17 protein-coding genes are annotated in these 19,568 nt (G+C 61.8%); 13 read left to right on the forward strand and 4 right to left on the reverse strand.

Annotated elements, in window-relative coordinates:
* Positions 1-4: 4 nt before the first annotated feature.
* Entirely contained in the window at positions 5-538 is a 534-nt protein-coding gene (locus CFI11_RS08210) for a TadE/TadG family type IV pilus assembly protein (RefSeq protein ID WP_130404846.1), read from the reverse strand.
* Complete coding sequence (locus tag CFI11_RS08215) at positions 535-2,193, reverse strand: TadE/TadG family type IV pilus assembly protein (protein ID WP_254449048.1); 1,659 nt, start codon at positions 2,191-2,193, stop codon at positions 535-537. The genes CFI11_RS08210 and CFI11_RS08215 overlap by 4 nt, the downstream gene beginning before the upstream one ends.
* Before the next feature lie 313 nt (positions 2,194-2,506).
* Between CFI11_RS08215 and CFI11_RS08220 the strand changes: the two genes are divergently transcribed.
* Positions 2,507-3,937 carry a Glu/Leu/Phe/Val dehydrogenase gene (locus CFI11_RS08220; RefSeq protein ID WP_130404848.1) on the forward strand — a complete coding sequence of 477 codons (1,431 nt, stop codon included), beginning with the start codon at positions 2,507-2,509 and terminating at the stop codon, positions 3,935-3,937.
* 55 nt (positions 3,938-3,992) lie between these two features.
* On the opposite strand, the gene CFI11_RS08225 is transcribed toward CFI11_RS08220, so the two are convergent.
* Positions 3,993-4,637, reverse strand: coding sequence for a CPBP family intramembrane glutamic endopeptidase (locus CFI11_RS08225; RefSeq protein WP_165390217.1), 645 nt, complete (start codon positions 4,635-4,637; stop codon positions 3,993-3,995).
* 199 nt (positions 4,638-4,836) lie between these two features.
* Here CFI11_RS08225 and CFI11_RS08230 point away from each other — a divergent pair, with 199 nt between their 5' ends.
* The 12 genes from CFI11_RS08230 (at position 4,837) to ribD (ending at position 17,557) form a co-directional block, all read left to right on the forward strand.
* The gene (locus CFI11_RS08230; RefSeq protein ID WP_130404852.1) at positions 4,837-6,090 is read left to right on the forward strand and encodes a sarcosine oxidase subunit beta family protein; all 1,254 of its coding nucleotides are present in this window, start codon (positions 4,837-4,839) and stop codon (positions 6,088-6,090) included.
* A gap of 65 nt (positions 6,091-6,155) precedes the next feature.
* Positions 6,156-6,422: a sarcosine oxidase subunit delta gene (locus CFI11_RS08235; protein WP_130404854.1), complete on the forward strand. Its 267-nt coding sequence runs from the start codon at positions 6,156-6,158 to the stop codon at positions 6,420-6,422.
* Positions 6,419-9,337 carry a sarcosine oxidase subunit alpha family protein gene (locus tag CFI11_RS08240; protein ID WP_130404856.1) on the forward strand — a complete coding sequence of 973 codons (2,919 nt, stop codon included), beginning with the start codon at positions 6,419-6,421 and terminating at the stop codon, positions 9,335-9,337. Before CFI11_RS08235 ends, CFI11_RS08240 begins: the two co-directional genes overlap by 4 nt.
* Positions 9,330-9,875 (forward strand): sarcosine oxidase subunit gamma, encoded by a 546-nt coding sequence (locus CFI11_RS08245; protein WP_130404858.1) that lies wholly within the window; start codon positions 9,330-9,332, stop codon positions 9,873-9,875. The genes CFI11_RS08240 and CFI11_RS08245 overlap by 8 nt, the downstream gene beginning before the upstream one ends.
* Before the next feature lie 106 nt (positions 9,876-9,981).
* Positions 9,982-10,284 carry a hypothetical protein gene (locus tag CFI11_RS08250; protein ID WP_130404860.1) on the forward strand — a complete coding sequence of 101 codons (303 nt, stop codon included), beginning with the start codon at positions 9,982-9,984 and terminating at the stop codon, positions 10,282-10,284.
* A gap of 39 nt (positions 10,285-10,323) precedes the next feature.
* A complete protein-coding gene (gene dnaG, locus CFI11_RS08255) occupies positions 10,324-12,261 on the forward strand; it encodes a DNA primase (RefSeq protein WP_130404862.1) in 1,938 nt (645 codons plus the stop codon).
* Between the two features lie 114 nt (positions 12,262-12,375).
* Complete coding sequence (rpoD, locus tag CFI11_RS08260) at positions 12,376-14,358, forward strand: RNA polymerase sigma factor RpoD (RefSeq protein WP_130404864.1); 1,983 nt, start codon at positions 12,376-12,378, stop codon at positions 14,356-14,358.
* Positions 14,359-14,524: 166 nt separating this feature from the next.
* Complete coding sequence (locus CFI11_RS08265) at positions 14,525-14,935, forward strand: hypothetical protein (protein ID WP_130404866.1); 411 nt, start codon at positions 14,525-14,527, stop codon at positions 14,933-14,935.
* A gap of 42 nt (positions 14,936-14,977) precedes the next feature.
* Entirely contained in the window at positions 14,978-15,406 is a 429-nt protein-coding gene (locus CFI11_RS08270) for a hypothetical protein (protein ID WP_130404868.1), read from the forward strand.
* Between the two features lie 60 nt (positions 15,407-15,466).
* Positions 15,467-15,880, forward strand: a complete 414-nt coding sequence (locus tag CFI11_RS08275; protein ID WP_130404870.1) for a secondary thiamine-phosphate synthase enzyme YjbQ — start codon at positions 15,467-15,469, stop codon at positions 15,878-15,880.
* Between the two features lie 118 nt (positions 15,881-15,998).
* Complete coding sequence (gene nrdR, locus CFI11_RS08280) at positions 15,999-16,466, forward strand: transcriptional regulator NrdR (RefSeq protein WP_130404872.1); 468 nt, start codon at positions 15,999-16,001, stop codon at positions 16,464-16,466.
* The gene (ribD, locus tag CFI11_RS08285; RefSeq protein WP_256370572.1) at positions 16,463-17,557 is read left to right on the forward strand and encodes a bifunctional diaminohydroxyphosphoribosylaminopyrimidine deaminase/5-amino-6-(5-phosphoribosylamino)uracil reductase RibD; all 1,095 of its coding nucleotides are present in this window, start codon (positions 16,463-16,465) and stop codon (positions 17,555-17,557) included. Before nrdR ends, ribD begins: the two co-directional genes overlap by 4 nt.
* Here the strand turns inward: ribD and CFI11_RS08290 are convergent.
* The gene (locus CFI11_RS08290; protein WP_130404874.1) at positions 17,554-19,563 is read right to left on the reverse strand and encodes a capsular polysaccharide biosynthesis protein; all 2,010 of its coding nucleotides are present in this window, start codon (positions 19,561-19,563) and stop codon (positions 17,554-17,556) included. The genes ribD and CFI11_RS08290 overlap by 4 nt on opposite strands.
* Positions 19,564-19,568 lie beyond the last annotated feature (5 nt).

The raw sequence follows: 19,568 nt of genomic DNA on the forward strand, positions 1-19,568 counted from the left end.
GGTGTTACCTCGGTTCTTGAACGAAGGCGGAGGTCGAAACCAGAGCGTAGCGTCCGGCTCCGTCCTTGATCAGGTCCTTGCCGAGACCCATCATCGGAAAGATCGGATCGAATTTCGCGCAGGCGCGAAGAAACATCAGCTCATTGTCCAACCCGTTGACGAAGCTGCGCACAGGGGCCACAGGTTGTGACTGGTCGCGACAGTCGGCGACGGCGGGGATGCCGGTCCAGGCGCGTGGATCCAGAACGACCATCTCCAACCGAAGGTCACTGCAATCGTCGATAAATCCGGCCCGGCTGCAGATCGTGTTCTTGATATCGTCATGTTGAGGCGCACTGCCCGTGCCAAGACGGATATCCCGAACGGTCATATCCAGGGCCCGCTCCAGCATGACATGGTGAAGCTGGACAAAGCCAAGCTCTACCGCCGAAATCAGCATCATGAACATCGGCAGAAAGACGATGGAAAACTCGACCGTCGCGGTTCCATCCTCCCGCCGCATGAAGCGGCGGGCACGTTTGCGAAGAAATCGGATCATTGGGTCAACCTCAATTGACGGATGGATGAGGCGATCGCCACGAAGGCATCGGAAATCTCCAGGCCGTCCACGTCGAAATAGTGACTGACTGAGCTGGCGCAGTCCTGCAGCAAGGTCTCACTGGCCGACGGAGCTTCGAACCCGATCGTGAACACGATGGTCTGATTGTTCTTGGCGGCCTTGCAGATGTTCTTGGTGCGCGTGTTCTTGTTCGAAGAACTGTAGGAGCGGCGAACGTTGTAGTACCAGTCGTTCCAGGCTTGGCTGCTTCCCATCCAGGGTTGGTGGAGGTCTTCCACGATGTCCTTCATCGTGGTGAACGCCCAAAGCTCTGGATAGGTGAGGCGCACGGCATTTCCGGCTTCGCTTCTGTCCTCGCAGCTGCGGATCCAGCCATACCAGGAGTGCCATCTGTCTTCGCAGACCTCGTGGAAGCCGGCGCCGAACGCATGGTCCTCCCAGCGGTTAAGATGCGGCCAGTAGAAACGTCCGGTATCCGGGTTGTAGATCGAATACTTCTTCTCGTTGTCGTTCCACCAGATGTTGGTGTTTCCACTGCGATATGCGTTTCTGAGGTAATATTGGCTGGTGTTCTGGCCGTCGGTCATCAGAACGATCACTTTGATCGTTTCGTTGTCGGTGTGTGCCGCGGGCCGGTCGGAAAAGCCCGCGTCGATGTCACCGTCGGCCGCCAAGGTCGATGCGATGGTCTGAAAGCTGGGATCCAGCAGAATTGCGCCCCATTTCATCCCCAGATCCAAAGACGTGTTGCCATCTGCAAAGAGGTTGTCGATGAAGCTTTTGAGCGTGGCGCGATTGTCTTCCAGCACCAGGATCTCGCGCGAGGCATCGTGTTCGCAGACCGGGTCCCGCACCAGGTTTTTGGGAGTGCTTTTGCGCCCTTCGAAACGCTCCCACGGATCGAAATGCATGGTCCGCTTGTAGGAGGCCGTCGTGCTGATGGTGGTGTTCTTGAAATCGTTGCCTGCCCAGTTGATGCAGCGAGAGTAGTTATGCTCGGTGCTGACGTTGAGCTGGTCAAAGATCTCCTGCGGAACGGAAACCTGCGTCGCGTACGGAATGATGGAAATGCTGATCTGCCCCGGATCCGAGTTATCGAGCATTTCGTCAACGAAATCCTTCGCGGCCACTTTGAGGTTCGTGAGGCGGGAGCTGCGGTTCATGGATCCCGACACATCCAGCACCAGCGAGATTTCCACATCCTCGATGCGTTCTTCGGCAACGCTTGCTGCGGGTGCCTCAAGTGTATCGAGGCCGACCATGTGAATGAATTGGGTCTGAACCTCGGTGCTGGCAGTGCCGGAGACGGTTCTGAAGTTCAGCCCGTCCTCGACCGTGACAGAGGACAGAAACTCCGATAGGCCGGCCTTGGCGAAATAATCCTCCACCACCGCATCCGGGGACAGCGGCTGATCCATGTCCGCCGCGGCCAGAACCGCCCGGTCAAGCGTGTATTGCAGCCGTGTTCTGTCGCGTTCATAGCGCATCAGATCAATGCCGAGACCCGTCACCAGGAACATGCAGATAAACAGGTAAACCGCGAAGATCACCATCACGCCGGACTCGTCCCCGGCAAAGGTTTTCAATGACCAGCGCGTCGCGCCAACATCGCTTTTGACTTCTTCGTTTGCCATTACTCGTCGCCTTCCTGCCCGATCCCCACCGTTCAGGCTGACACAATTCTTCCACGGTGTTATGCATTCTGAACGTGGCCAAAATTGGGCAAATATCTCGAAAAATCAGAGGCTTTTGGCGAAAATTTGAGATAATCCGGCGCCGTCCGGTGGCATTGTTTCGCTTTCGTGTTCAAAGCCCGGGTTGCGATCTGTTCGCACGAAGTTAGAAACCGCCCAAAAAAGTCGCACAGGTTAACGGTCTCGTCATAATGTCGGGGTCACAACTCTGGTGGACCGAGTCGTCAGGAAACCAGCATCGGGAGGGGCGTTTATGTCCAACAAGACAGAACCGACATTTCGTGAGAGCGTGGATTTGATGTTCAACCGCGCCGTGGCCTTGATGGACCTCCCGCCCGGCCTCGAAGAAAAGATCCGGGTCTGCAACGCGACCTACACCGTGCGATTCGGCGTGCGCCTGAGGGGGCAGATCCAGACCTTCACAGGATACCGTTCGGTGCATTCCGAACATATGGAGCCGGTCAAGGGCGGGATCCGCTATGCCATGGGGGTCAACCAGGACGAGGTGGAGGCGCTGGCGGCGCTGATGACCTATAAATGCGCACTGGTGGAGGCCCCGTTCGGCGGGTCGAAGGGCGGGTTGCGGATTGATCCGCGCCAATACGACGAACACGAGCTTGAATTGATCACCCGCCGCTTTGCCTATGAACTGGCCAAGCGCGACCTCATTCATCCGTCCCAGAATGTCCCGGCGCCCGACATGGGCACCGGAGAACGGGAAATGGCATGGATGGCGGATCAATATGCGCGGATGAATACCACCGATATCAACGCCCGGGCCTGTGTCACGGGCAAGCCCCTGAACTCGGGCGGGATTGCCGGACGGGTGGAGGCGACGGGCCGGGGTGTTCAGTACGCCTTGCGGGAATTCTTCCGTGATCCGCGCGATATGGCGAAGGCGGGTTTGACCGGATCTCTCGACGGCAAGCGGGTGATCGTTCAGGGCCTGGGCAACGTTGGATACCATGCCGCGAAATTCCTGCGCGAGGAAGACGGGGCCATCATCACCGGAATTATCGAACGTGACGGTGCCCTTTTCAATCCCGATGGTCTGGACGTTGATGCGGTGCGCAACTGGATCGTTGCGCGTGGCGGCGTTGCCGGTTTTCCGGATGCCGCCCACACCGCCGAGGGGGCGGCGGTTCTGGAGGAGGAATGCGATATCTTGATCCCGGCGGCCCTCGAAGGCGTGATCAACATGAGCAATGCCGAACGGATCAAGGCGCCGCTGATCATCGAGGCCGCCAATGGCCCCGTCACGGCAGGCGCTGACGATATCCTGCGCACCAAAGGGACGGTGGTTATTCCGGACATGTATGCGAATGCAGGCGGTGTTACGGTGTCCTATTTCGAATGGGTCAAGAACCTGAGCCATATCCGCTTTGGCCGCATGCAGCGCCGCCAGGAAGAGGCGCGCCACCAGCTTGTGGTGGACCAGCTTGAACGGCTGAGTGCATCTATCGGAAATGGCTGGAACCTGAGCCCTGACTTCAAGCAGAAGTACCTCAAAGGCGCGGATGAACTGGAGCTGGTTCGTTCCGGTCTCGATGACACGATGCGCATCGCTTACCAATCCATGCGCGACGTCTGGCACAGCCGTGACGATGTCGATGATCTGAGGATGGCGGCGTATCTGGTGGCAATCGACAAGGTTGCGTCAAGCTACCGGGCCAAAGGCCTCTAGAACTTGCGCTTTCCGGCCCGCCACGCGCGGGTCAGATCCCCGATGAAGGGCACATTCAGGAAGGTGTGATCAGAAGCCCGTAGATGTCGGTGGCGATATGGGCGATCACGAGCGCATGGATGTCTCGGGTCAGGATGTAGGCCACGGTCAGGATGGCTCCGGACAAAATCACCGTGAGCGTAGGGCCAAGGCCCCAGAGCGGATAGTGCACAACGACAAACACAGCGAGAGAGATCATGCCGGCCAACCAGATGGATCCCGTCAGATCCGTCAGCCGCTCGATGGCATAGCAACGATAGAGCCATTCCTCTCCCCCGGCGACGATCAGGATGGTGAGCAAAAGATACCAGACCGGCAGGCCGTCGAGGCGGCTGAGACCGGTCGAGAAATCGCCCAGATCCAGCCAGTCGACCAGCCCGTAGGCGAAGGGGCCGAAGACGAAGATGAAAAATGCGGTCAGGCCGCCCGCGATCAGAAGACTTTGGAGCCGCAAAGGCCGCAGACCAAGGCGCTTGGCAGAGATCCCCTCGGGACCGGACGCGCGTCTGTAAACTGCAACCAGCAGCAGCGCGAATGCAACAAGGAATATCGCGCGCAAGACGAGCGTGTCGGTCAGTTGTAAAGCCAGGACCGACAGGAGCGCGATCAATCCAGGCCCGGCCAGCGCGAGCCAAAGACCCAATGATTTTGAACGACGCATGGCCGAAAGATAAGGGCTGCGGGCGTTTCTCAAAATGGCGCTTCGCGATCGATTGGCAAAAGCGCCAAGCGGAGAGATTGGCTTGGGGAGGTCGCAGGCGGACACGGCCATGTCGAAAAGAGCGTGGGCGGCGGATGGACGCATTGCGTATTGTCGGCGCGTGCGTGGTGATATCACGCAAAGGGACAGGAGTGACGTGATGCGGTTTTCCGGCTGGCGGATCCTTAAGGAAGGTATGACCGGCAACAAGGGTTGGCAGGCTCATTGGCGTGATCCCGAGCCAAAGGCAGAGTACGACATCGTCATCATTGGCGGCGGCGGGCACGGGCTTAGCACCGCCTATTACCTTGCCAAGGAACATGGTCTGACCAACGTGGCCGTGCTGGAGAAAGGCTATATCGGCGGCGGCAATGTGGGGCGGAACACCACAATCGTGCGGGCCAACTACTTTCTGCAGGGCAATTCCGAATTCTACTCGCACTCGCTGAAATTGTGGGAGGGGCTGGAGGAGGACCTCAACTACAACGTGATGCATTCGCAGCGCGGGCTGATCAACCTGTTCCACTCGGACGGTCAGCGCGATGCCTTTGCGCGGCGTGGCAATTCCATGATCAACCAAGGTGACGATGCCATTCTGTTGGACCGGGCGGGCGTGAAGAAACATCTGCCTTATCTCGATTTCGACAACGTGCGCTTCCCGATCTATGGCGGTCTTTATCACCCGCGCGGGGGCACCGCGCGGCACGACGCGGTGGCCTGGGGCTATGCGCGCGGCGCCGACAGCCGGGGCGTAGATCTCATCCAGAACTGCGAAGTGACGGGCATCGACATTGAGGGCGGTGTCGTCAAAGGCGTGCAAACCACGCGCGGGGCGATCCGGGCCAAGAAAGTAGGGATCGTAGTCGCAGGACGCTCGGGTCAGGTGGCGGCGATGGCGGGCATGCGGCTGCCAATTGAGAGCCATATTCTTCAGGCTTTTGTCACCGAAGGGCTGAAGCCGGTCATCGACCACGTGGTCAGCTTTGGCATGGGGCATTTCTATATCAGCCAGTCCGACAAGGGCGGGCTTGTCTTTGGGGGCGATCTGGATTTCTACGCCTCTTATGCGTCGCGGGGCAACCTGCCGATGATGGAACATGTGATGGAGGCGGGCATGACGCTGATGCCGATGATCGGCAAGGCCAAGGTGCTGCGCAGCTGGGGCGGGATCATGGATATGACGCCCGACGGCTCGCCCATCATCGACAAGACGGGGATTGACGGCCTCTATATCGATTGCGGCTGGTGTTATGGCGGGTTCAAGGCGGTGCCCGGCTCGGGCCATTGCTTCGCGCATTTGATCGCGACGGACCGGCCCCACGCGGCGGCGGAGACGTTCCGGCTGGACCGGTTCCGAACCGGCGTGGGGCTGATGGATGAAGAGGGGACGGGCTCTCAACACAACCTGCATTGAGAGGTTGAAAGCATGGGAGCCTCCGGCGGGAGTTTATTTGGCAAGATGAAGAGTGGAGCGGCGCGATGAGGATCACCTGTCCGATATGCGGCGAGCGGGATCGGCGCGAGTTTTACTATCAGGGCGATGCGGTCGCGTTGCGGCGGCCGGACCCGGAGGCCGGGGACGAGGCGTGGGACGACTACGTGCATCTGCGCGACAACCCTGCGGGAGAGACAAGGGACCTTTGGTATCACGAGGCGGGCTGCGGCGCCTGGGTGGTAGTGACCCGGAACACGGTGACCCATGAGATTGTCAGCACAGAGCTGGCCGAGGCGGAGGCGCGCGCATGAGGGTTGCGGGCAAAGGGCTGGTGGATCGAAGCCGAACGGTCACGTTTTCCTATGACGGGCATCGGTATGAGGGGTTTGCGGGAGATACGCTGGCCTCGGCCTTGCTGGCCAATGACGTCCGGCTGGTGGCGCGGTCCTTCAAGTATCACAGGCCACGCGGCATTCTGACGGCGGGCAGCGAGGAGCCGAATGCGCTGATGACCATCGGTCAGGGCGCGGCACAGGAGCCGAACGTCCGAGCGACTGTGCAGGAGCTATACGAGGGGCTGGAGGCGCGCAGTCAGAATGCCTGGCCATCGGTGGATATGGACCTGATGGCGGTGAATGACTTCGCCGCGCCATTTTTGGGGGCCGGATTTTACTACAAGACCTTCATGTGGCCCCGCGCCTTTTGGGAAAAGCTTTATGAGCCGGTGATCCGCCGCGCGGCGGGGCTTGGGGCGCTGTCGGGCGAGAACACCGCGGAGCGTTACGAGCGAGCCTATGCCTTCTGCGATCTGTTGGTGATCGGTGCGGGGCCAACCGGCCTCATGGCGGCGCTGACGGCGGCACGGGCCGGGGCGGATGTGGTCCTGGCCGACGAAGACAGCCTAATGGGCGGGCGGCTGAATGCCGAGACCTACGAGGTCGCGGGCAAGCCCGGCCATGTCTGGGCGGCGGAGGTTGTCGCGGAACTGGCGGCGATGGAGAATGTGCGGCTGATGACGCGCACGACGGTCACGGGCGCCTACGATCAGGGCACCTATGGCGCGCTGGAGCGGCGCGCACCGGGCAGCGCCGCACCGCTGGAGACGTTCTGGCGCATCGTATCGAAGCAGACGGTGCTGGCCGCAGGTGCGCTGGAGCGGCCGGTGGCGTTTCGCAACAACGACCGGCCGGGGATCATGACGGCGGGCGCGGTTAGGGCTTATCTCAACCGCTGGGGCGTGAGCCCGGGCCGGGCGGTGACGGTCTTTGGCAACACTGACGATGCGCACCGGACAGCGCGGGATCTCGTCGCGGCAGGGGTGCATTTGGCGGCGCTGATCGACAGCCGGGAGGAGGCGCCGGATGCCAAGGATTTTGCCGTCTACAAGGGCGCGGTGGTGTCCAATGCGCAAGGGCGCAAGGGGCTGGAGAGCCTCACGATCCGGACGGGCAGGGGGGAGGAGAAGCTCTCGACCGATTGTCTGGCTATGTCGGGTGGCTGGAACCCGACGGTGCATCTGACCTGTCATATGAACGGGCGTCCGACCTGGGCGCCGGAGATTGCAAGCTTCATCCCAACGCCGGGTGCGATCCCGGGGCTGGTCGCGGCGGGCGCCTGCAACGGGGTTTTCTCCACCGCTGGCTGTCTGGCCGCCGGGGTCGCGGCGGCAGGCGAGGCGCTGGAGGCTTTGGGACGCAAAGCGCCTGCGATGGAGGTGCCAGAGGCGGAAGACGACCCCTACCGCATCGCGCCGCTCTGGGCGGTGCCGGGCAAGGGGCGCGCCTGGCTCGATTTCCAGAACGATGTGAGCGTGAAGGACGTCAAACAGGCCGCGCAGGAGAACTTCCGCTCGGTCGAGCATATGAAGCGCTACACGACGCAAGGCATGGCGACCGATCAGGGCAAGAATTCCAACGTGGCCGCCCTTGCCCTGCTCGCCGATGCAACGGGGCGGGGCATTCCCGAGACGGGAACGACGACGTTCCGCCCGCCCTATACGCCCGTGTCGATCGCTGCGATGGGGGCGGGCGCGCAGGGCGACGGCTTTGCGCCGCAGCGCTTCACCACCAGCCACAAGGCGAGTGTCGAGCGCGGCGCGCCGATGATCGAGGCCGGACTCTGGTACAGGCCCAGCTATTTCCCGGCACCGGGCGAGAAGACCTGGCGGCAATCCTGCGATCGGGAGGTTGCGATGGTGCGCGAGGCGGTGGGGATCTGCGATGTTTCCACGCTGGGCAAGATCGACATTCAGGGGCCGGATGCGGGCGCGTTTCTCGATTTCGTTTATACCAACATGTTCTCGACGCTGAAGCCGGGCCGCGTGCGCTATGGCCTGATGCTGCGCGAGGACGGGCACGTGATGGATGACGGCACCACCGCACGGCTGGCCGACGATCATTATGTAATGACCACGACGACGGCCGCGGCGGGGCAGGTGATGCGGCATCTGGAGTTTGTGCACCAATGCCTGCGGCCTGATCTGGACGTCTCCTTCATCTCCGTAACCGAGCAATGGGCGCAGTTTGCCGTCGCCGGTCCCAAAGCGCGGGAGCTTTTGAACGGGCTGCTCGACGCGCCGCTGGACGATGAAAGCTGGCCCTTCATGTCCTGCGGCGAGGTTGCTGTGATGGGAGTCAAGGGGCGGCTCTTCCGCATCTCCTTTTCGGGCGAGCATGCTTATGAACTGGCTTTGCCTGCCCGCTACGGCGACAGCCTGTTCCGGGAACTCGTCGCGCGAGCGGAGGCGTTGGGCGGAGGGCCGTACGGGATGGAAGCACTCAATGTGCTGCGGATCGAGAAAGGGTTCATCACCCACGCAGAGATCCACGGGAGGACCACGGCGTTCGACATCGGGATGGAGCGCATGGTGTCAGCCAAGACCGATTGCATCGGCAAGACGATGGCCGCACGGCCCGGGCTGGTCGATGAGGCGCGCGAGCGGCTGGTCGGGTTGAAACCGGTGGGCGCGGTCAAGCAACTCACGGCCGGAGCGCATCTTTTTGAGGCGGAGGCCGAGGCGGTGAGGATCAACGATCAGGGCTATGTGACGTCGGTGGGCTATTCCCCGACGCTGGGCACGATGCTGGGTCTGGGGTTTCTCAAGAACGGGCCGGATCGGTATGGCGAGACGGTGAAGATGGTCGATCATCTGCGCGGGGTGGAGACACTCTGCGAAGTGGTGAACCCGGTCTTCTTTGACCCAGAGGGAGGGCGCGTGCGTGGCTGAACTGATCGCGAAGACGCCCTGTGACGGGCTTTTGCCGCTTGAGATCGGCGGCGTGTCACTGATGGAGGTCGATCCGGGCGTGATGACCTCTATCGCCCCGTGCAAGGGGCAGGAGGGCGCCTTGTCGGACGCACTGCAGACCGCGCATGGCATGGCGTTTCCGGCGCCAAACCGGGCGACGGGCAAGGGGGGCGCACGGGCCATCTGGTTTGCGCGTGGGCAGGCGATGCTGATGGGGCCCGCCCCGGAGGCAAGCCTTGCTGCAAACGCCGCGCTGACCGATCAGTCTGATGCCTGGGCGGTGGTCACATTGGAGGGCGAGGGCGCAGAGGACGTGCTGGCGCGGCTTGTGCCCGTTGATCTGCGTAATGCCGTGTTCAAGCGAGGGCACACGGCGCGCACGTCAATGATGCACATGCCGTCCTCCATCACCCGCATCGGGGCCAACACATTCCTGATCATGACCTTCCGGTCGATGGCGCAAACGCTGGTACATGATCTCAAAACCGCGATGGAGAACCTTGCGGCACGGAGCTGACGGCGTTCACATCTGCGCTGGGCACCTTCAAGCGGGCCGGGCACGCGTGTAGGCTATCCCGAATCTCGCCGGGGCGCAGCCGGCGATCCCGAATTCGGAGTGTAATATGAGATATGCTATGGCTTTGACCTGTGCCGCGCTGATGGCGTCACCGGCGTTGGCGACATCCAAAAAGGAAGAGGATTGCACCCACCAGGCTGCCGTCGCCGCCGCGGTGCAGCAGGCACGGCTGGACGGGGTGCCACAGAACAGGGTGGCCGAGACCATCACCGAAGGGGAGGTGAGCTGGCCCGACCGCTATAGCAACGCCATCCCCATCTTTGCCGCGCAGATCTACACGATCAAAAAGCGCGATTTGCGGGAGACTGACCTGCGTGCGGAATGGATGAACACCTGCATGTCGAATTGACGACTCGACTCCGCGGGTCCGCAGACCGATATTTGACGGATGAGCCTGCCTCCCGGTTTTCTTGATGAATTGCGCAGCCGGTCCAGCCTGTCTCAGGTCGTGGGCCGCAAGGTTATGTGGGATGCCCGCAAGTCGAACCAGGGCAAGGGCGACATGTGGGCGCCGTGTCCCTTTCATCACGAGAAAACGGCCAGCTTTCACGTCGATGACCGCAAGGGGTTTTACTATTGCTTCGGTTGCCATGCGAAAGGGGACGCGATCTCCTTCGTGCGGGAGACCGAGAATGTGAGCTTCATGGAGGCGGTCGAGATCCTGGCGCGCGAGACCGGCATGACCATGCCCGCCCGTGATCCTAAGGCGCAGGAGAAGGCCGACAAACGCACGCAACTCGCTGACGTGATGGAGCAGGCAGTCCAATTCTTCCGACTGCAGCTCAAGACGGGAGCGGCGGCCCCTGCGCGGGACTATCTGGCGGGGCGCGGGCTGGACGTGGCGGCGTGCGACCGGTGGGAGATCGGCTTTGCCGCTGATGCCTGGCAGGCCATGTGGGACCATCTGCGCGGCAAGAGCGTGGCGGAAGAGCTGATCCTTGGCTGCGGGCTTGCCAAACCCTCGACCAAGGGCGGCAAACCATATGACACGTTCCGCAACCGCATCATGTTCCCGATCCGCGATGCGCGGGGGCGGTGCATTGCGTTCGGCGGCCGGGCGATGGACCCCAACGACAACGCCAAGTACCTGAACTCTCCCGAGACCGAGCTTTTCGACAAGGGCCGCAGCCTCTACAACCACGGCCCCGCCCGCACGGCGGCGGGCAAAGGGCAGCCCCTGATCGTAGCCGAAGGCTATATGGATGTGATCGCGCTGGCAGAGGGCGGCTTTGGCGCGTCCGTGGCCCCGCTGGGCACGGCGGTTACCGAAAACCAGTTGCAACTGCTCTGGCGCATCTCGCCCGAACCGATCATTGCGCTCGATGGCGACAAGGCCGGGCTGCGCGCGGCGATGCGGCTGATCGACCTTGCCTTGCCCCTGTTGGAGGCGGGGCAAAGCCTGCGCTTTGCGCTGATGCCGGAAGGTCAGGACCCCGATGATCTGATCCGCAGCGAAGGCGCGCCCGCGGTGCAAAAGCTGCTCGATCAGGCGATCCCGATGGTCAAACTGCTCTGGCAGCGAGAAACGGAGGGCAAGACCTTCGACAGCCCCGAGCGGAAGGCAGCCCTCGACAAGGCGCTGCGGGAGAAGATCAAGCTGATCCGCGATCCGTCGATCCGCAGTCATTACGGGCAGGAAATCAAGGACCTGCGCTGGCAGCTTTTCCGCGCCCGTCCCCAGAGCGGTCGTAAGACGCCCTGGAAGCAGCCGCAGAACGCTCCGACACCGGGTGCGAAATCGTCGCTTCTGGCGGCAGCCGGCGAGGGCGCGGAGGAGCATCTGCGCGAAGCGGTGATCCTGGCCGCCATCATTGCCACGCCGGAAATCGCGGCGGAATTCGAACGCGGGCTCGAAGACCTCTCCTGCGCCGACCCGGACCACGCGGCCTTGCGCGACATGATATTGCGCCACGCGATTGATGCACCCACGACACTGCGTGCGGAAATCGATGCCAACCTTGGCCCCGCCCCCCTTGAAAAGCTGCACGGTCTTCGCCATGTCGCGATCACGCCCTGCCTGCGCAAACCCGGCGATGTTGAGATGGCCCAGATGACAGTGGCCGAGGAACTCGCAAAACTTCAAGCGCGGCGAGGGTTAAGTGCCGAGATTGCCGACGCGGCAGAGGACCTGACAGGCGTGGCCGACGAAGCGGTCACCTGGAGGCTCGCCCAGGCGGCTGAGGCGCGCAACCGTGCAACGCGAAGCCAGCAGGAAGACACGACCGAATACGAGACGGGCGAAAACGGCGCACGCATCAATCGCGATGAACGCACCGCCTTTGACGCCCTTTTGGACAAAATCAGCTATTCGAAACCGGGCCGCTGAGACGCTTTGGTAAAGAATCGCTAAAGAAAACGGGATAAACGGGTAGCCGAATCGCTTGATCGCGCTATTGATTCGTTTTGGAGCGAATCGCCACCGCCCATGCAGGAGCACTGAATGGCCGCCAAAGATAACGACGACCGGAAGCCAGACGACCAAGACGCCGAAATCTCCCTGGATATGAGCCAGGCCGCCGTCAAGAAGATGATCGGCGAGGCCCGTGAAAAGGGCTACATCACCTACGATCAGCTCAATCAGGTTTTGCCGCCCGATCAGGTAAGTTCGGAGCAGATCGAAGATGTGATGTCGATGCTCAGCGAGATGGGTATCAACATCATCGAGGATGAAGAGGCCGAGGAGGAGGAGCAAAAGGGCTCCACCGAGGTTGTGACCACGCAGGATGCGCGTGAGGTCACCCTGGCCAGCGCCCAGACTGAAAAGCTGGACCGCACCGACGACCCGGTGCGCATGTATCTGCGCGAAATGGGCTCGGTCGAGCTGCTCAGCCGCGAGGGCGAGATTGCCATCGCCAAACGGATCGAGGCGGGGCGCAATACGATGATCGCCGGGCTCTGCGAAAGCCCGCTGACCTTTCAGGCGATCACGATCTGGCGCGACGAACTTCTGAGTGAAGAGATCCTTCTGCGCGATGTCATCGACCTTGAAACCACCTTCTCCGGCCAGATGGGCGAGGATGGCGAGGTCGAGGAGCCGATGGTCGATACCTCATCGGTGGCCGCGAAAAAGACCGAAGACACTGGTCCCGAGCTGGACGCCGATGGCAACCCGATTGCCAAGGACGATGATGACGACGATGACGATCAGGCCAACATGTCGCTGGCCGCGATGGAGGCGGCGCTCAAGGACCAGGTGCTGACCACGCTTGAGCGGATCGCGAATGATTACGCCCAGCTGAGCGAGATGCAGGACAGCCGTATCTCGGCAACACTGAACGAGGATGGATCCTTCAGCGAAGCCGACGAGGCGACTTATCAGGCGTTGCGGGCGGAGATCGTTCTTCTCGTCAACGAGCTGCATCTGCATAACAACCGGATCGAGGCGCTGATCGACCAGCTTTACGGCATCAACCGCCGGGTCATGTCTCTCGACAGTTCGATGGTGAAGCTGGCCGACCAGGCCCGGATCAACCGCCGCGAATTCATCGAGGCCTATCGGGGTCGCGAGCTTGATCCCAACTGGCTGGCCGAGATGTCCGAAAAGCCCGGGCGCGGCTGGCAGATGTTCATCGAACGCTCTACCGACAAGGTCGAGCAATTGCGCGCGGACATGGCGCAGGTCGGTCAGTATGTCGGCCTCGACATCTCTGAATTCCGCCGCATCGTGCAGCAGGTCCAGAAGGGTGAGAAAGAAGCCCGCCAGGCCAAGAAGGAAATGGTCGAGGCGAACCTGCGGCTGGTTATCTCGATTGCGAAGAAATACACCAACCGCGGGCTGCAATTCCTGGACCTGATCCAGGAGGGCAACATCGGCCTGATGAAGGCGGTGGACAAGTTCGAATATCGCCGCGGTTACAAGTTCTCGACCTACGCCACCTGGTGGATCCGTCAGGCAATCACCCGGTCCATCGCGGACCAGGCCCGCACCATCCGGATCCCGGTGCACATGATCGAAACGATCAACAAGCTGGTGCGCACCGGTCGCCAGATGCTGCACGAGATCGGGCGGGAGCCGACGCCGGAGGAACTGGCCGAAAAGCTGCAGATGCCGCTTGAGAAGGTCCGCAAGGTGATGAAGATCGCCAAGGAGCCGATCTCCCTCGAGACACCCATCGGCGACGAAGAGGACAGCCAGCTGGGCGATTTCATCGAGGACAAGAATGCCGTCCTGCCGCTGGACAGTGCAATTCAGGAAAACCTCAAGGAAACCACGACCCGCGTTCTTGCTTCGCTCACACCGCGCGAAGAACGTGTGCTCCGCATGCGTTTTGGCATCGGCATGAACACCGATCACACGCTGGAAGAGGTGGGTCAGCAGTTCAGCGTGACACGCGAGCGGATCCGGCAGATCGAAGCAAAAGCGCTGAGAAAGCTGAAACACCCCAGCCGCAGCCGCAAACTGCGCAGCTTTCTCGACCAGTAATCCTTGCAACATCGGATTGGCGCGCGTCCGCATCAGCGGCGCGCGCTTTTCGTCACAGGCAAAGTCCCGCTCACCTAATCTTGCGGTGAAGTGAGGGCGTTGTGACGGGCTCTTCCCGGCATATTTGCTATTTTAAGCAACATCATCGTTGCTGAGGAGCATTGCCATGAGACCCCTTTTTTCATCTTTTTTCGCGCTCGCATTGGGGAGCTTACCCGCCACGGGCCACGCTTTCACCGCCGACAACCGTCTGAAAGTCGCGCCAGTCAGCAACGCGGTATTCGAGGTCTATGGACGCGGCGCACAAAGCGCGCGTGAATATTGGTGTGCGGCGGGGGACTACGCGATAACTGCTTTGGGGGCAGGTGCCACCCAACGGATCTATCTTGTGCAAGGGCGAGCTCCGAGCGTGGCGGAGCCGCGGCGCACTTCGGTTCGATTTAGTCTGTCACCGGAGGCCGCCGGCATAACCCCCCTTGATCCACAGAACTCGATCACGGTCACGCGCATAGGCGACAACATCGGGGCCGCTCATGCCCAGACGTTTTGCTATGTGGGTGTTGGCCGCGCGAACTAAGGCAAAGCTCAAGCCGATGCCTCAGGACAGGAGAAAGACGATATGAGAACACTTGTTGGACTTTCGGCAGCCGCTGCCACGGCTCTTCTTCCGATCTCGGCATCGGCGTTTCGTGCGGACAATTACATGCGCGTCAACCCTGTCGGCCCCGCCACGTTCGAGGTGATCAACAGGCCGGGGAAGGGGCCTTCGGATTTCTGGTGTGCCGCGGGCGACTTTGTGCGCGGCCGGTTGAGCGTGCCATCAAATCAGCGGGTCTATATCGTACGCGGGCGCGGCCCGAGCCAGACCGAACCGGGGCGCAGCGCCGTGATCTTCTCCCTTCAGCCGCCGGCAGGCGTCGACACGGTGGCGGCAGCCCAATCGATCACCCTGTCCACTGACCGGATCGGCGACAATCTGAGCGTTGCATTGGCCGTGCAATACTGCCTTGATCTTCGCGACAGCGATGACCCGTTTACCTTCCCCTAGATCCGGTGAACCCTGATCCAGAGCCTTGATGCGGCGGCACCTCTGGCGCAGGATCGTTTCATGCATACTGAATTTCACCTTTTGACCAATGGCCCTGGCCTTTACCAGTTTACAGACCAGGTAATGGATTGGACGCAGGCGCAGGGTGGGTCAGGCCTGCTGACACTCTTTGTGCGTCACACATCCTGTTCGCTGCTCATTCAGGAAAATGCCGACCCGCAGGTCCGCTTTGATCTCAAAGCCTATTTCGACCGTTTGGTCCCCAGAAGCGACCGCCCCGAGATGTCCTATCTGCGCCATGTCGCCGAAGGGCCCGACGATATGCCGGCCCATATCAAGGCGGCGATGATGCCGGTCACGCTTAGCATTCCGGTTGTTGATGGGCGGCCAGTTCTGGGTACGTGGCAAGGCCTCTATCTCTTTGAACATCGCGACGCGCCGCACCAGAGAAAGGTCGCGGCCCACCTTGCCTGACCGCCTGATCTAGCGGCTCTATTTCCCCTCTACCCAAACTCTAGCGTTGCGCCTATAGTTGTGGACAAGTGGGACGGGTGCCCCACAAAAAGAGCAGAAAATTCAAGGGGGACGGCCAATGCGGTGCCCGTTTTGCGGAAATATCGACACGCAGGTCAAGGATTCGCGGCCGGCAGAAGACCACGTTTCGATCCGGCGCAGGCGATTTTGCCCGGCATGCGGCGGACGGTTCACAACATATGAACGCGTTCAGCTGCGCGATCTCGTGGTCATCAAGTCCAATGGCAAACGGGAAGATTTTGATCGTGACAAGCTTGAGCGGTCCATCCGCATCTCGATGCAGAAACGACCGATCGAGCCTGAGCGCATTGATCAGATGATTTCCGGTATCGTGCGACGGCTGGAAAGCATGGGCGAGACGGATATCCCGTCCAAGACCATCGGCGAGATTGTCATGGAGGCCCTCGCCCGGATCGACACAGTCGCCTATGTGCGCTTTGCCAGCGTCTACAAGAATTTCCAGGCGGCGGACGATTTCGACAAGTTCGTGAGTGAGCTGCGCCCCAGCACCCGGCAGGAAGAGTGAGCGCCGAAGACCGGCGCTTTATGGCTCTGGCCCTGTCTTTGGGTCAGCGGGGGCAAGGCCAGGTTTGGCCGAACCCGGCTGTGGGATGCGTGATCGTTCAGGCAGGACGCATTGTCGGACGCGGCTGGACACAGGCGGGTGGGCGCCCGCATGCAGAAGCCGTGGCCTTGTCGCAGGCAGGCTCTCTGGCAAAAGGTGCGACGGTCTATGTGACGCTTGAACCCTGCGCACATCATGGACAAACGCCGCCTTGTGCCCAAGCCCTGATCAACGCGGGCGTGTCCCGTGTTGTCGCACCGCTTGAGGATACCGATCCGCGCGTGTCCGGCGAAGGCTTTCGCACACTTCATGAGGCCGGGATCACGGTCAGCAAGGGTGTCCTCGCGGAGGAGGCCGCGCGGCACCACAAAGGTTTCTTTCTAAAGATCGCGGGTATTCGTCCGTTCGTTACGCTGAAACTTGCAAGCAGCTTTGATGGGCGCATCGCGACAGCGACGGGGCAAAGCCAGTGGATCACCGGGCCAGAGGCCCGGCGGGTCGTGCATGCCATGCGCGCAAAGCATGACGCGGTGATGGTGGGGGCAGGGACGGCACGCGCCGATGATCCGACGCTGACGGTGCGCAATCTCGGCATCGCACGCCAGCCGGTCCGTATCGTGGTGTCCCGCCGGCTTGATGTGCCGCTGGTCGGCAACCTGGCCCGAAGCGCGCGCGCGGTTCCACTCTGGCTCTGTCATGGGCCGGACGCCGATGCCGATCGCCTGCGGGCGTGGGAAAGCGTGGGCGCCACCCTGATCGCCTGCCCGGTCACGGGTGCGCAGCTTGATCCGGCGATCCTGCTGTCTCGTTTGGCCGAAGCTGGTCTGACACGCGTGTTCTGCGAGGGCGGAAGCGCGCTTGCGGCGTCACTGCTGACTGCGGGTCTGGTGGATGAACTGGTCGGCTTCTCCGCCGGTCTGGCCATCGGGGCCGAGGGACTTCCGACGATTGGCGCGCTTGGCCTGGAAACCCTGGCGGAGGCGTCAAGGTTCAACCTGGCCGAGCTTCGACCGATCGGGAACGACATCCTGCACAGATGGGAACGGGTCTAGCGCCAGAGGTGCGCATAGGTGGCGAGCAGACCCTGCATCTTGGCCAGCATGCGATTGACCGGACCGGGATGCGGCACGTCGCCGTGCGCGAGCCGGTCGACGACCACCTCGACAGGGCAGGGGGTTCCGGTGACCGGATCGAAATAGCGCGGATAGTCGATCAGCGCAGCATGAACCAGCCCTTCCAAAGACGGCCTTGCGGTCCTTCGGGCGGGGATCTCTCCCAAATCGGTTGTCAGGCCCCAGCCTGCGTAAAAGGGGGCGCCAAGCGTGGTGACCGGGACGTTGCGTATCAGCGCTTCGAACCCCAGGAGCGATGTCATGGTCCAGACTTCGTCAACATGCTCCAAGAGCGCGGTTGGATCGGTTTCACGGGCGATGACGTCTGCGATATCGGATGCATTGATCGCCCCCTTGCGCAGACCGGCTTCGACGTCGGGGTGCGGTTTGTAGATGATCACCGCTTGGGGATGCGCCTGTCGCGCCGATTGCAATAGCAGCGCGTTGGTATGGATCGCGCCCGTGCCGGTGAGGATCGAGGCGTCATCCTCGACCTGTCCTGGAACCAGCACACGATGCCCGGCCGGCAGGTCGGGTCGGGCGCCGCCAAGATTGTACTTGCTCAGGTTGTTCGTGGTCAGCGTCGAAATCAGCCGTTCGGCTCTGCGCGTTTGATCCTTGCGAAGGGTCGCGCGGCTCGCGATCCAATCCTCCAGCCGACTGGGTCGGGTGGGATCGTAATAGATGCCCAGATCGTCGGTCACCAACGAGAGCGGAGGGATCAGTTCGGCGCCCAGACCGCGAGAGCGGAGAAAGCCGTCTTCCACGTTGAGCGCCCCTTTGTGTTGGGCCGTGGCCTTGCTGGCCCAGACCATCCGGCGGCGAGGGCTGTCCGTCGGAGGGGCCTCGTCAAAGATCACCTTCTTCTGCTGACCGAACACGGCCTGAAGCGGGCGGCGTTTCCAAAGCCGCATGCCGCTTGCGATCCAGCCCTTCCGATCCGCCCGCCAGGCGAAGGTGCGGGCTTCCAGGATGTCGATCACCCGTTCAAGGCCGCAGATCTCATCGGCATAAGGGTCATACCAGTGCGGCGCCAATATCATCGCCGCGGCAAAAAGCTGAGCTCGCGTCAGGTTGCGGGACCGGCGAGGGACGGGAAATTCGTCTTGGGTGAGGCCCCACCCCGCATAGAAAGGCTGCCCGAAGACGCGGGGCCTGTGCCCGGCCAAGATCGCCTCAAAGCCCATCTGCGACGACACGGTATAAACACCGACCGCCCCTTCAAGGAGCGTCCAGGGGCTGACCTGATCCGTCAATAGCGTGATGCGGTCATTGCCATCGGCCTCCGAGAAATATCCGGGACGGAAGCCTTTCGCGGTCTCGGGGTGACCCTTGATCAAAACTTTTGCGCCGGGATGTTCCTCCTGCGCGAAAACCAGCATTTCGCGAAAACGGTTGGCATCGGCCGCGCTGGCGGTGACCGATGCGTCGCCCCGCGTCTGATCGACAACCAGAACATAGCCTGGCGCGGGCACCGGGCAGGTGGGATCAAACCCGCTGTATTTGCTGAGGTGCGAGGCCTTTATGCGCGCGATGGCATCGCGCGCGCGGTCAAGAAGTGCGGTGTCGTCCAGGGGTGCGGTCGCAAGCAGCGTCTCCAGCTCGGACGGGTGGGCGGGGTCAAAGTGGACGCCCCGCCCGTCGAGAAAGAGACCGATAGGCGGTTCCCCGGCGCGACCTGGATGAAGAGAGCGGAGAAATGCGTCTTCTATCCGCAAGAGCCCCGTACCACAGCGGCGGGCCACGGCCTCTCCGCGATGGGAGGTCGGGCTTTGCCCCCAGACCCCCACTAGGTCGTCAGGCCCGGGCAGTCCGAGCCGGATGTCGTATCCGGCCAGCGACAGGATGCGGCGCACCCGCCTTTGAGCGAGAAAACCACCATTGAAAACAAAAAGCCGCCGGGACGTCGTGTCTCCGGCGGCATGGGTGGTGGTCTGCGGTGTCACGGGGC

It is taken from the genome of Thalassococcus sp. S3 (assembly GCF_004216475.1).
Lineage (GTDB): Bacteria > Pseudomonadota > Alphaproteobacteria > Rhodobacterales > Rhodobacteraceae.